Source organism: Rhodococcus sp. RCBS9 (genome assembly GCF_029457415.1).
Classification (GTDB): domain Bacteria; phylum Actinomycetota; class Actinomycetes; order Mycobacteriales; family Mycobacteriaceae; genus Rhodococcus_F; species Rhodococcus_F qingshengii.
In genome coordinates this window covers 385,962-398,521 of record NZ_CP120422.1, presented here as the reverse complement: position 1 = coordinate 398,521, position 12,560 = coordinate 385,962, and the positions used below count along the sequence as shown (strand labels likewise).

The following is a 12,560-nucleotide window of genomic DNA, read 5'->3' as shown; positions in this document are numbered from 1 at the left end:
CCCGCTCGAGGCCCGATTTACCTGTCCGGTCGGATGGGTGAGGTGACCGCTTTGCCGTAGATGAGGTGCGTTTGGGCGTGCCAGACCTCGGGGTGCGCGGCGAGGTGGTCGATCAGTACCCGTTGTAGATGAGCACTGTCGCGGACCGCGACGTGGAGGAAGAAATCCTCCGGGCCCGAGACGTTGAAGAGGGCAAGGGTTTCCGGCAATGCGAGCGCGTCGGCTGTGAAGCGGTCGACGAGGTCGCGGCGGTGTGGTCGCAGTTGAACGGCGATGATCGCCTGCATCGACCGGCCAACGGCTGCCGGATCGACAACCGCGTGGATACCGCTGATCGTTCCGTTGGCACGTAGGCGTCGTACGCGCTCGTGGCACGAGGACGTCGCCAAGCCGACTCGATCGGCCAACACCTTGTTGGTGATCGACGCGTCGTTCTGCAATTCGGCCAAAATCTTCCAGTCCACCGGATCCAGAGGCTCATTCTTCGTCATCTGCCGAACTATATCCGGAGTCGTTTTGAACTTCCCGGATCCAGTTGCACACTCCTGGCATGAACATGTGTCTCGAATCAGCTCGGGTGTGAGGTATTTCGGATGAGTGTCGGTCAATGGCTCGCTTTCGGCTCCCTGCTATCCATCGTCCTGTTCACGCCGGGACCGGATTTTGTCCTGATCCTGCGTCATTCTCTAGCAGATCGTCGGACCGGCGCGGTGGTGGCCGCCGGTGTGATTTCCGGGCTCTTCGTTCACACCGCTGCCGCGTCACTGGGTCTCTCCGCACTTGTGGCGACACGGCCACAGTTGCTCTCCGCGCTCACATACGCCGGGGCGGCATATCTGACCTGGCTCGGCATCTCCGCGATTCGAAGTGCTTTCAAGGCCCGAGCCTCGGACGAGGGAATTCCGGCAGCGAAAGAACCGATCGCGGTCACCACAGCATTTCGCTACGGCTTCCTCTCGAACCTGCTGAACCCGAAGGCGCTGTTGTTCTTTCTCGGGCTACTCCCGCAATTCATCGAGCCGGGTGAAGGCGCAGGGCTGCGCACGTTGATGTTGGCGGGCGCGACGGTGGTCGCCGCGGCGCTGTGGTGGGCGATCGTGGTGGTGTTGGCAGCCGGAGCCGGCAAGAAGCTGCGTCGCCCTGGCGTCGGCAAGCGAATCGACGTGGTGACGGGAGTGTTGTTGGTGGGTCTCGGTGCCTTCTTCGGGGTTGCATGAGTGGTCGTGTCAGGATGGGCTCATGACACTTCCCGTGCTGATCGACGTCGAAGAACTGTCCGCTCTCATCGAGGCCGGCGCTGCGCCGCGATTGCTCGATGTCCGATGGGCGCTGGGTGATTCGAACGGCGAGCAGCATTTTCGCGACGGCCATATTCCCGGTGCGGTATTCGTGAACCTCGACGAGGAACTTGCCTCGCCGCCGTCGCCGGACGAGGGGAGGCATCCGCTGCCGAGTCTCGAAGACCTGCAGGACGCGGCGCGTCGTTGGGGAATCGACGACGGTGATTCGGTGGTGCTTTACGACGCCACCGGCAACACGGCCGCTGCCCGTGGTTGGTGGCTGCTGCGGTGGGCCGGACTCTCGGATGTCCGACTGCTCGACGGCGGGCTGCAGGCCTGGGAGTCCGCAGGACTGCCGTTGGCGGCCGGTATCGGCGAGTCCGTCAGCCCGGGCGACGTGACTTTCACCGGCGGCAACATGCCGACTGTCGACATCGACCGTGTCGGCAACTGGACGAGCGAGGGCGGTGTCCTTCTAGACGCCCGAGCCGGGGAGCGGTACCGCGGCGAGGTCGAGCCGATGGATCCCGTCGCAGGGCACATCCCCGGTGCGGTGAACGCGCCGACCGCCGAGAACATCACCGGCGACGGGCGATTCCTGGATACGACCCACCTGCGTGAGCGATTCGCCGGACTGGGCGTCGGAGACAAGGTGGCGGTGTACTGCGGATCCGGAGTGACTGCCGCGCACGAGATCGCGGCGCTCGCGATCGCTGGTTACGACGCGACGCTGTTCCCGGGCTCGTGGTCACAGTGGTCCAACGACAGCACTCGCGCCGTCGACACCGGAGCCTGAGTCAGCTCTTGGTGCGATCGATGAATGACGGCACGAGAAACCACAGTGCCGTGAACATGATCGCGGCGCACGCTGCCAAAACCTTTGCGGCAACTCCGCCGACGGCGACCTCGGCGATCAACAGGACCGTGCCGGTCATGGAGGCGGCCAGAAAGGCTATGCCGCACAGGGCGAATCGGTTGGCCACGGGCAATATGTTCTCGCGGTGCCCACGGCGGAAAAGCATGCGATGCCAGACCGCGGGTGCCATCAGGAACCCGAACGAGATGGCAACAAGGATCACCGTCACCAAGTGGATGCCGCGGATGTACGCCGACGCTTCCTCGTAGCGTTCGGTGAATGCCACGGCTAGCAGGAAGGCAAACAGGATCTGCACACCAGAGAGCGCGACGCGCAGCTCTTGCAACAACTCGTTGAAGTTCCGCGCGAGTTGTTGAGGTGGAGTCTCCCCGGTCTCGTTCACGGCGACGTGGTTCCTACGCCCGTGAGTATTCCGACGCTCGCTGGATCTGCTCCGCGCTCGGACGCACGCCGGTGTAGAGCACGAACTGCTCGGCGGCCTGAAGGGCAATGACTGACGCTCCTGTGATCGCCGTTTTGCCGAGTTCGGTCGCCAACGCGATCAGTGGCGTCTTCGCAGGCATCGCGACGACGTCGAAGACGACATCGGCGGCGCGCACTGCGTGCTCGGGGAACGACAGTGCATCTGCTTCTGCGCCGCCGGACATACCGATCGGGGTGGCGTTGATCAGCACACCGGGACGAAGCTCACCGAGTTCGGCCTGCCAGTCGAAGCCGTACTGCTTCGCAAGCGATGACCCCACTTGCTGGTTGCGGGCGATCACGGTGACGTCGGTGAATCCGGTGTCGCGCACCGCGGCGACGACTGCTTTTGCCATGCCACCGCTGCCGGCGACAGCGACGGACAGGCTCGTGTCGACGTTGTTGTCACGCAGTAGATCGGCCACCGCCTGATAGTCGGTGTTGTAGGCGTGCAGCACTCCGGACTCGTTGACGATCGTGTTGACGGAGTCGATGGCGCTGGCCGAATCATGCATGACGTCGATGTGCTCGATGACCTGTTCCTTGAACGGCATCGACACCCCGCAGCCTCGAATCCCGAGTGCTCGGATGCCGCCGATCGCGGCTGGCACGTCTTCGGTGGTGAAGGCTTTGTAGACGAAGTTCAGGCCCAATTCCGCGTAGAGGTAATTGTGAAATCTGGTGCCGATGTTGCTCGGTCGCCCGGAGAGCGACATGCACAGGAGCGTGTCCTTGTTGAGGTCGACGGTCATCGTTCCCACTCTAATCGCGAGTTCGGAGTAGTTCTTGATGGAGGAGTGCACCCATCCGGATGGCCCGCAGCGCCGAATGTCGGGTATCCGATCGAAGCACCACTCGCACCGACAGAGCCGAGACGACATGGTCACACAGAACATCGACGAGCACCCGAGCACCGAATCTCGTCCACCGCGTCGTAGATGGGCTGCTCACGCGATCTCCGGGGTCTTGGCCGCGGCTGTCGTCCTGGGCGTCGGTGAACTGGTTGCGTTGCCGATCAACCCGGACGCGTCGCCCTTCTACGCGGTAGGTGCGACTACCGTCGACCGAACGCCGGCGTGGGCTCGCGAGTTCGCGATCGACACTTTCGGTACCAATGACAAGCCGGCGCTGTTCATCGGAATGTCGATCTTGATCGTTCTGCTCGGTGCGGTGGCCGGGCTCCTGGAACGGCGACGCCGCCCGATCGGCAGCGTCATTCTCGTTCTTCTGGGCGCGGTTGGTGTGTATGCGGCGATGCAGCGGCCGACTGCCGACGCGATGTACGTGTTCCCGACCCTGGTCGGTGTGGTGGCGGGCGTCGCAACACTGCGTTTGCTGATCACACAGCTGGAGGTGCCGCTCTCGCCTGGCGTCGCCGACTCGTGGTTGCCTCGTCGTCAGTTCCTTCTGCTGGCAGGTGCGGCGTTGGCAGTGGCTGCGGCAGCGGGTGCGGCCGGGAAGTTCGTGGGGCAGAGAATCGCCGGAGCAGTAGCGAATCGTGAAGATTTTGTCGTGCCCACCGCCGCTGACCCGGCGCCGCCGATTCCGGCGGGTGCGGACATCGGGATTTCGGGTGCATCGACGTACATCACGCCCAACGACGACTTCTACCGAATCGACACGGCTCTCCTCGTTCCGCAATTGACGACGGATTCGTGGGAACTGCGGATTCACGGAATGGTGGACCGGGAGATGACGTTGTCGTTCGACGATCTGGTGGCGCGAACGCCCATCGAGCGGGTCATCACGCTGACGTGTGTTTCCAACGAGGTGGGCGGCGTTCTGGCCGGAAACGCGAAGTGGATCGGTTATCCCATGAAGGACCTGCTCGACGAAGTCGGTGTCCATCCCGACGCCGACATGCTCCTCTCGACCAGCGTCGACGGCTTCACAGTCGGCACCCCGGTCGAGATAGTCACCGACGGCCGTGACGCGATTCTCGCCGTGGCGATGAACGGTGAGCCGTTGCCGTTCGAGCACGGCTATCCCGTTCGGCAGGTCGTTCCCGGTCTGTACGGTTTCGTCTCCGCCACCAAGTGGGTGACGGAGTGGGAACTCACGCGTTTCGACAAGGTCGAGGCCTATTGGACCCAGCGCGGTTGGGGTGCGCAGGCACCTATCAAGACGTCCTCGCGTATCGAGGTGCCGGCAGCTCTGGCTCCCATCGAGCCGGGCCAGGTGCTGGTGGCGGGAACGGCCTGGGCGCAGCATCGCGGGATCGAGAAGGTCGAGGTTCGCGTCGACAACGGTGAATGGCAACCGGCGACACTGGCGCAGGAGTACTCGATCGACACCTGGCGTCAATGGTCGTGGATGTGGGATGCAGGCTCGGGTTTGCACACGGTGCAGGTCAGAGCGACGGATCTGGACGGGAACGTTCAGGTGGAAGAGCGCACTCCGCCGATTCCCGGTGGCGCCACGGGATGGCACACCAGGTCGTTCACCGTGAAGTGACGTCGGAATCCGAATGAGGTTCGGTATACAGACGAACAACGCGCTGAGCCATCCATCCGGCGATCAGGGTTCGCAGGCCGAAGTCGAACGTGTCGTCGGTTCGCAGTGGGGTCATAGCCTCGCGCGTGATCTCGCTCGGGTTGGAGGATTGGGTCCATGCGACATCCGGCGTCGAGAGTTTCACGACTGATCCGAGAACCAGACTGTCCAGCGTGGAGATTGCGTGACGAGTGTCGGCCGAATCGAAACCCCCGTCCGAAAATGCCTGAACCAGTGCAGTATCGATATCAAAAGTTACCTCTGTGCGGACGCTGCGGGTCATGAGTAGCGGGATGAGGCGCCAATGTTCGACGGCAGCTCGGCGATAGGCCCACCCCCACGCGCTGATCCGCTCGCTCCATCCTGCGGGTGGTTCGGGGACAGAGATCGACGACATCACGCGGATGCGCATGAGTTCGACGATCTCGGATCGACCCGAAATATGTGTGTAGAGCGAAGACGGAGTCACGTTCAGTTGCTTGGCGATCCCGGGCATGGTGAAGTCGCCGGTTGCGTCGACAGCATCCAGAGCCGCGTCGGTGATGTTTCGCGTGGACAGTATCGGCTGAGTGGGACGCGGCATCGATTCTCCTGGTGAGGGATTCGTCGGCAATCTCGGACTTGATCGATTGATGACAACTCCTTGATTTCGGGAGCCGATATGCATCATACTAACCGAACCCTATTCGGTATGTCGGCGGAATCTTCCGGCGATCGGTACACGTCGGAGGAACATTCAATATGTCTGTCGTATGGCTGACCGGTGCAACGATCATCGACGGGACGGGCGCCGACCCGATCGAGAACTGCGCTGTTGCTGTGGAAAACGGGCGCATCAGTGCACTCGGTGGCACGCCACCTGCGGGGGCGGAGGTGTTGGACTGCACTGGGCTGACAATCACGCCCGGCCTCATCGACGCACACGTTCATCTCGGTGGATCGAGTGACCTCGCACCGAGTCTGCGGCGTCAGATCTCGGTAGCGGAGCTTGCTGCAGACATGTTCGCGACCTGCGCGTCGACCCTCGACGGGGGATTCACCACTGTTCGTGACTGCGGCGGAATCGACGGCGGACTGGCCGGAGTTGTCGCCTCGGGCAAGATTCCGGGTCCGCGGATCATTCAGTGCGGCCCGATCCAGTGCCAGACCGGTGGACACGGACACCTGGCGGCCGAGTGGGAGCCGACTTCGGACTGGTCCGATCACGACATCCCCGGATTGCGTTGTATGTCTCTGCTTTCCGACGGTCCGCACGAGATGCGAAAAAACGTTCGCGAGACGTTTCGCAGGGGTGCCGACTTCCTCAAACTGTGCGTCACCGGGGGAGTGGTATCGACTCACGACAAGCTCACCGATACCCAGTTCACGGTCGACGAGATCGAAGTTGCCGTCGAGGAAGCCAATGCGCGCGGTACCTATGTCACGGTGCATGCCCACAACAACGAGGGAATCCGAAACGCTGTCACTGCCGGGGCAAAATGCGTCGAGCACGGCTCCGATATCGACGACGAGACCGCCAAGTTGATGGCCGAGCACGACGTCGCCTTGGTGCCGACGTTGGCTGTGGTGCAGGCGCTCTCGGACAGCGCGGCGTCAGCAGGTCTACCCGAATCGATTTCGGCTCGGATCGGCCAGATGATGCAAGGTCAGATCGACGGGCTTCTTGCTGCTCGAAATGCCGGGGTCAGAGTGGGGCTGGGATCCGACCTCATCGGTACCGATCAAACGGGCCGTGGGATGGAGTTGGTCCTGCGCGCGAAGGTCGAAACACCCATGGATGCACTGGTTTCCGCTACCCGGATCAACGCCGACATTCTCGGAATCGCCGACGAGGTCGGCACCATCGAAGTCGGTAAGTTCGCCGACCTCGTTGCCTTCCGCGGCAATCCGTTGACGGATCCGTCCATCTTCGCCGATCGTGAGCGCATCGCACTCGTCATTCAGAGCGGTCGAGTGGTGAAGGACGGTCGGTAGCTCAACAGCGAGTGGCGAGTTCTGTCAACGCCGAGTGATCCGCCCGGCTGACCGGTAAGCCGTAGGAAATCGCGACGGTCAGGTACTTGCCGGCGTAGAAGCATCGGTACGCAGGATCGGGCGGCAACCAGTCACTGGGCGTGCTGTCGCCTTTCGCCTGGTTGTCGGGGCCGTTGACGGCCAACAGGTTCAGAGACATGTCGTTCGCGAACCTCATCCGCAACGCAGGAGTCCAGGAGTTCGCGCCGAAGTCCCAGGCCGCGGCGAGCGGGAAGACGTGGTCGATCTGGACGGACTTGGCCTGGCTGCGTTCGAATTCGATGCGATCTCCGGAGTACGGGTCGGTCATCGCGCCGGACAGTACGACGCAGTCACGTGTTCCTGGTTTGAACACCACATCCGAGAGATCTTGGGCCAGGACGTTGTTGCGGGTATCGCACCCGTCGTGGCCACCAGGTGCGTCCTGGTCGTCGGACCACGCGGGGCCGAAGACGCAGGCCTCGCCGTTACCGCAGCCGCGCTGGTATCCACCCGGATGTGGTCGGGTGTCGACAATCGCTGTCCGGGACAGCAACTCTTCCAGTTCCGATCGCGTGGGGCTGCCAGGGGCCGACTCGAGACGCTCGTCCCCGAACCATCCGCAGGACGCGACGAGACATACGAGCGCGAGCGTCGACAGGATCGCAGATAACCGTGCAACCACCTGTGCCCCCGTCCGCCGTAGACGGTGATTCAACGCCGCCCGTCGTAGACGGTGATTCAACGCCGTCCGTCGTAGACGGTGATTGAACCATCGGGGGCCGACAGGAATCAGCCGAACTCGATCACCACTTTGCCGGCGGCATGGCCGTCTTCGACTGCAGCGAGCGCTTCCCCAGCGCGGGAGAATGGGTACCGCCCGGACACGGACGGGTCGAGGATCCCGTCGGCCACGAGCGCCGCGATCTCCGTGAATACTGCTGTAGTTCTTCGGCGTTCGACACCACCGCCGCCGAGTCGGCTCGCCGCCAGAGGATCGGCGATGCTCAGGATCGGTGCGTCCGGTCGGGCGAGCTCAGCGCCGCGAGTGAGAGTGTCCCCGCCGACCAGGTCGAAAACCGCGTCCACTCCGACTGGGGACAACGCGGACACGTCGTCTGCGAAGCCGTCCCCCGACACAACCCAACGTGCTCCCGCTTCCTCGATCGCGGTTCTCTTGGACTCGCTCGCGACACCGATCACGTTGATACTCCGCGCCAGAGCAAGCGCGATCGTGCTGCGACCAACGCCGCCGCCGGCGCCGAGCAGCAGGAGTGTCGCCCCGGGTTTCAGACCGAGATCGTGGAGTGCGTCGTAGGCCGTTCCTGCCGCAACCGTCAGCACTGCGGCATCGGCCCAGGACACGGTAGGCGGCTTGTGTGCTGTCGAGGAGACGTTGAGCAATGTCGACGCGGCGTAGCCGCCGAAGCCGGTCGCGGTAGCGCCGAACACTTCGTCGCCGACCTCGAACTCGGTGACCCGCGGACCTACTCCGATGACAACACCGGATACTTCGCGGCCCAGAACCGCAGGCAGCGTCACCGGGACAGTATCTTTTCGAGTACCCGCGCGAACTTTCCAGTCAGCGGGGTTGACGCCCGCCGCTCGGACCGACACCAGCAGTTGGCCGGCACCGGGCGGGGGCAAGGTGACGTCGAAGTAGGACTGTGTGTCGGGTCCGCCGTACTCGGTGAAGCCGTATGCCGTCGTCATGCCTGCCAGCCTATTGCCCGGTAGGCGGGAAGTGGTGTCGGTGGCACCTGATTGGATGGTCGGATGCTGCATGGACTCTGGTCACCGGGATCGGGGCTCAAACTGTGGGTCGACGGGCACGAGGGTGCCGGGACCGACGATCCCCGTGATCCGGTCAGTGCTGTCCTGCATCGCAAGTTCCGTCATCGTGTGAATGTCGCTATGCCGCCCGTACCTGGCGGGCCTTTGCAGAGTGAGTACGCAGCTGTTGCGTTGGCGCCGCCGGACGCAGTCGATCTCCTGCTGCGGTTCAAGGCCGACGACCAGCGAATCGCGGGAGACCTGCACTTTCTCGTGCACGTGGCGCGAGGAATCGACCGTTGGGTGCGCGCCGGCCGGGTGGTGCCGGCGCTGACGCGAGCCGAGGGTAGTTGGTGGCCGCGGTGGCAGTTGTCGGTGGGGGAACGCCAGCGCGCCTGGATCGGCGAATTGGTAGTGGCCATGCCGCCGGTGCAGCGGGCGGTCGGCTCGCCGAGGGCGACGATCGAAGACATCACGAACGAACTCACGGACCCGATCGTCCGTCGTGCTCTCGGGGACTCGCATCCGGTGGTGCAGACCCCGCTGTGGCAGGCCGTGTTGTCCGGGGATGCTTTCGACGACGTGTCGGTACGAGCGGCCGAGGGACTCGCCGAATGGGGGTCGACGTTCACCGCCGGAGAGCCGGACCTGGTTCTGCGGCTGATCGAGCCTGAACTCGACGACAATTCCGATCCGGACGACGATGCGCTGTGGCGTCTGCAAGTGTGTTTGCGTCCCGAAGGTGAAGCGCCCGAACGTGTTCGACTGCACCGGGCAGATCCCAAACGTATCCAGCTCGGCAGCCGCAAGCTCGAAGACGCAATCAAGGCTTACCCACGTTTTCGCGACGTGCCGCGTGACGAGGACAGCCTCGACCTGTTGCTGCCCACACCTGTCGTGATGGACCTGGTCGGACACGGCGCGATAGTCCTGCGAGAGCGAGGGATCACGCTGCTGCTTCCTCGCGCATGGAACGTGGTGTCTCCATCCCTGCGTGTGCGCGTGACCTCGGCGGCATCTCCGATCGTTGCGGAGAATCGTACGGTCGGTATGGACCAATTGCTGGAATACGATTGGGAATTGGCGCTCGGAGACAAGGTACTCACCGCCGAGGAAATGACCCGACTCGTCGATGCGAAGTCCGATCTGGTCCAGTTGCGCGGCGAGTGGGTTCAGGCGGACAAAGACGTCCTGGCCCGCGCGGCTCGTTTTGTCAGTCAGCGGCACTCGAGCGGGGACCGAGCGATCGTCGATCTGATCAAGGACTTGATCGCCGACGACCTCAAAGACCTGCCGGTCGAGGAAGTGAAAGCAACTGGATGGGCCTCTGCACTGCTCGACCAGTCGGTGGCTCCGCGGCAGGTGGCGGTACCGTCGACGGTCAACGCGACTTTGCGTCCGTATCAACGACGCGGTCTCGACTGGTTGGCGTACATGAGTGCTCTCGGGCTCGGCGCCGTTCTGGCCGACGACATGGGTCTGGGTAAGACGCTGCAACTGTTGGCGTTACTTGCGCACGAGAAGTCCAAGACAGCAACACTTTTGGTGTGCCCGATGTCGGTCGTGGGAAACTGGCAGCGTGAAGCGGCGCGATTTGTACCGAGCTTGCGCGTCTACGTTCATCACGGTTCGGATCGCGCTACCGGGGCGGAGTTGGAACAGGCAGTTCGTGAGAGTGATCTGGTGATCACCACCTACGCGCTCATGACCCGCGACGTCGCGGCGCTCAAGGATCTCGACTGGCGGCGCGTAGTGCTCGACGAAGCTCAACACATCAAGAACGCCAAGACATCTCAGGCCCGCGCTGCTCGCAGCATCCCCGCGGATCATCGCGTTGCTCTGACCGGAACGCCGGTGGAGAACCGACTGGACGAGCTGCGGTCAATCCTCGATTTTGCCAATCGCGGTGTACTCGGCTCGGAGCAGATGTTCCGCAAAAGGTTTGTCGTACCGATCGAGCGGGAAAAAGATCAGCTTGCCGTCTCGCGACTGCGAGCCGTCACGTCCCCCTTTGTGCTGCGGCGCGTGAAGACCGATCCCGCCGTGATCGCGGATCTCCCGGAGAAGTTGGAGATGACGGTTCGAGCGAATCTCAGCGAAGAGCAGGCCGCGTTGTACCGCGCCGTGGTGGACGAGATGATGGCGCAGATCAAGGGGACGGAAGGGATGAAGCGCAAGGGCGCCGTCCTGTCTGCGCTGACCAAACTCAAACAGGTGTGCAATCATCCCGCGCACTTCCTGCGCGACGGTTCGCCGGTGATGCGCCGCGGGCAACACCGTTCGGGAAAGCTCGGACTGGTCGAGGACATCGTCGAGTCGGTCATCGGCGACGACGAGAAGGTTCTGTTGTTCACACAGTTTCGTGAGTTCGGCGAATTGGTGGTGCCGTACCTGGCCGACCGGTTCACCACCGAAGTTCCGTTTCTCCACGGCGGAGTGTCGAAAGCCGGGCGCGACGCCATGGTCGAGGCATTCCAAGGTGAAGGCGGCCCGCCCATCATGGTGCTCTCGCTCAAGGCCGGCGGCACGGGTCTGAATCTCACGGCGGCCAACCATGTGGTTCACCTCGACAGATGGTGGAACCCGGCGGTAGAGAACCAGGCGACGGACCGTGTCTTCCGCATCGGTCAGAGAAAGAACGTTCAGGTACGCAAGATGGTGTGCGTCGGAACCTTGGAAGAGCGAATCGACACGATGATCGCGAGTAAAAGTGAACTCGCCGAACTTGCAGTCGGGACCGGTGAGAACTGGGTGACGGAGATGAGCGTCGAGCAATTGGACGAGTTGTTGCGACTCGGCGACGACGCGGTGGGCGAATGAGTCCGCGCGGCAAGGGCCCCGATTTCAGCGAGTACACCGGCTCCCGACGGCGAGCACCCGCGCCGGTCAAGCCTCGTCCAGCGTTCGGGAGAATGTTCTGGGGCAAGGCTTTTGTCCGCGTCGTCGAAGAGATCGGCGACAAACCTCGTGTCACGCGTGGGCGAACGTATGCGCGTTCGGGTCAGGTTTTGGCGCTCGACATCGAACCGGGAGTGGTGACGGCCGAGGTTCAGGGCAGCCAACTTCAACCTTTCGTTTCCACGCTGTCGATCGACACTCTTGATCAATCGGATATCGACGACATCATCACCAAGATCCGCCGCGTGCCGGGAAGTCTTGCCGCACTGGTGTCCGGCGTTGTCCCGGACATGCTTGCTGCTCAACTGATACCGGACGGTCCGTCGGCGTTTCGCTTCGACTGCACCTGCCCCGATGTCGGTTGGCCGTGCAAACACGCTGCGGCCGTGGCGTTCTTGACCGCGGAGCGAATCGACACCGATCCGCTCAGGTTGCTGAGACTTCGCGGGGTCGGCCTGGAGCAGTTGATCGGGGGAGTGGAAGACGAGTCGACTGTTTCGGTGGACGTCGAGAATTGGTTCGGAATCGCGGCTGCCCTCCCTGCGCTACCGAAGGTGCCTTTTCGCGCGGCGATCGACGATCTGGATATCAGGCGGTTGCGCGAGGCGGTTGCGGCATTGGGATTGGACATGGCTCAGCAGAACGTCGCCTTGGACGAAATACGGTCCATCTACCGACGGTTGGACGGTTGAAATCGGACAACTCCGGACTGGTGCTAGTTTCCTGTCGTAAATTCCAGTATCGTTAATTGGACCGGTCCGGTCGGGACCTGCCTGCGATTTCAG

Annotated in this window: 12 protein-coding genes; 6 read left to right on the top strand and 6 right to left on the bottom strand. The window is 63.0% G+C overall.

Translation table 11 applies throughout. The annotated features are described in order from the left end of the window. Positions 1-17: 17 nt before the first annotated feature. Complete coding sequence (locus tag P0M12_RS01955; protein ID WP_003941284.1) at positions 18-491, bottom strand: Lrp/AsnC family transcriptional regulator; 474 nt, start codon at positions 489-491, stop codon at positions 18-20. Positions 492-593: 102 nt separating this feature from the next. On the opposite strand from P0M12_RS01955, the gene P0M12_RS01950 reads away from it, so the two are divergent. Together P0M12_RS01950 and P0M12_RS01945 are read left to right on the top strand one after the other, a co-directional pair. Beyond that, positions 594-1,217 carry a LysE family translocator gene (locus tag P0M12_RS01950; RefSeq protein WP_003941342.1) on the top strand — a complete coding sequence of 208 codons (624 nt, stop codon included), beginning with the start codon at positions 594-596 and terminating at the stop codon, positions 1,215-1,217. 22 nt (positions 1,218-1,239) lie between these two features. Continuing rightward, positions 1,240-2,076 carry a sulfurtransferase gene (locus P0M12_RS01945; RefSeq protein WP_030536840.1) on the top strand — a complete coding sequence of 279 codons (837 nt, stop codon included), beginning with the start codon at positions 1,240-1,242 and terminating at the stop codon, positions 2,074-2,076. Between the two features lies 1 nt (position 2,077). Here P0M12_RS01945 and P0M12_RS01940 read toward each other — a convergent pair whose 3' ends face one another. Next, positions 2,078-2,539, bottom strand: coding sequence for a DUF6328 family protein (locus P0M12_RS01940; RefSeq protein WP_003941357.1), 462 nt, complete (start codon positions 2,537-2,539; stop codon positions 2,078-2,080). Between the two features lie 13 nt (positions 2,540-2,552). Beyond that, complete coding sequence (locus P0M12_RS01935) at positions 2,553-3,371, bottom strand: shikimate 5-dehydrogenase (RefSeq protein WP_030536841.1); 819 nt, start codon at positions 3,369-3,371, stop codon at positions 2,553-2,555. A 127-nt stretch (positions 3,372-3,498) separates the two neighbouring features. On the opposite strand from P0M12_RS01935, the gene P0M12_RS01930 reads away from it, so the two are divergent. Beyond that, entirely contained in the window at positions 3,499-5,073 is a 1,575-nt protein-coding gene (locus tag P0M12_RS01930; protein WP_030536842.1) for a molybdopterin-dependent oxidoreductase, read from the top strand. Here P0M12_RS01930 and P0M12_RS01925 read toward each other — a convergent pair. Further along, positions 5,060-5,695 carry a TetR/AcrR family transcriptional regulator C-terminal domain-containing protein gene (locus tag P0M12_RS01925; protein WP_030536843.1) on the bottom strand — a complete coding sequence of 212 codons (636 nt, stop codon included), beginning with the start codon at positions 5,693-5,695 and terminating at the stop codon, positions 5,060-5,062. The two genes, P0M12_RS01930 and P0M12_RS01925, sit on opposite strands and share 14 nt — an antisense overlap. A gap of 158 nt (positions 5,696-5,853) precedes the next feature. Here P0M12_RS01925 and P0M12_RS01920 point away from each other — a divergent pair, with 158 nt between their 5' ends. Next, positions 5,854-7,086 carry an amidohydrolase family protein gene (locus P0M12_RS01920; protein ID WP_030536844.1) on the top strand — a complete coding sequence of 411 codons (1,233 nt, stop codon included), beginning with the start codon at positions 5,854-5,856 and terminating at the stop codon, positions 7,084-7,086. Between the two features lies 1 nt (position 7,087). Here P0M12_RS01920 and P0M12_RS01915 read toward each other — a convergent pair whose 3' ends face one another. Continuing rightward, positions 7,088-7,789 carry an HNH endonuclease family protein gene (locus P0M12_RS01915; RefSeq protein WP_151098086.1) on the bottom strand — a complete coding sequence of 234 codons (702 nt, stop codon included), beginning with the start codon at positions 7,787-7,789 and terminating at the stop codon, positions 7,088-7,090. A gap of 107 nt (positions 7,790-7,896) precedes the next feature. Further along, the gene (locus P0M12_RS01910; protein ID WP_030537309.1) at positions 7,897-8,817 is read right to left on the bottom strand and encodes an NADP-dependent oxidoreductase; all 921 of its coding nucleotides are present in this window, start codon (positions 8,815-8,817) and stop codon (positions 7,897-7,899) included. Between the two features lie 63 nt (positions 8,818-8,880). On the opposite strand from P0M12_RS01910, the gene P0M12_RS01905 reads away from it, so the two are divergent. Together P0M12_RS01905 and P0M12_RS01900 are read left to right on the top strand one after the other, a co-directional pair. Continuing rightward, complete coding sequence (locus P0M12_RS01905) at positions 8,881-11,697, top strand: DEAD/DEAH box helicase (protein WP_030537310.1); 2,817 nt, start codon at positions 8,881-8,883, stop codon at positions 11,695-11,697. Continuing rightward, the gene (locus P0M12_RS01900) at positions 11,694-12,467 is read left to right on the top strand and encodes an SWIM zinc finger family protein (protein WP_277377394.1); all 774 of its coding nucleotides are present in this window, start codon (positions 11,694-11,696) and stop codon (positions 12,465-12,467) included. Before P0M12_RS01905 ends, P0M12_RS01900 begins: the two co-directional genes overlap by 4 nt. The last annotated feature ends 93 nt before the right edge of the window (positions 12,468-12,560 follow it).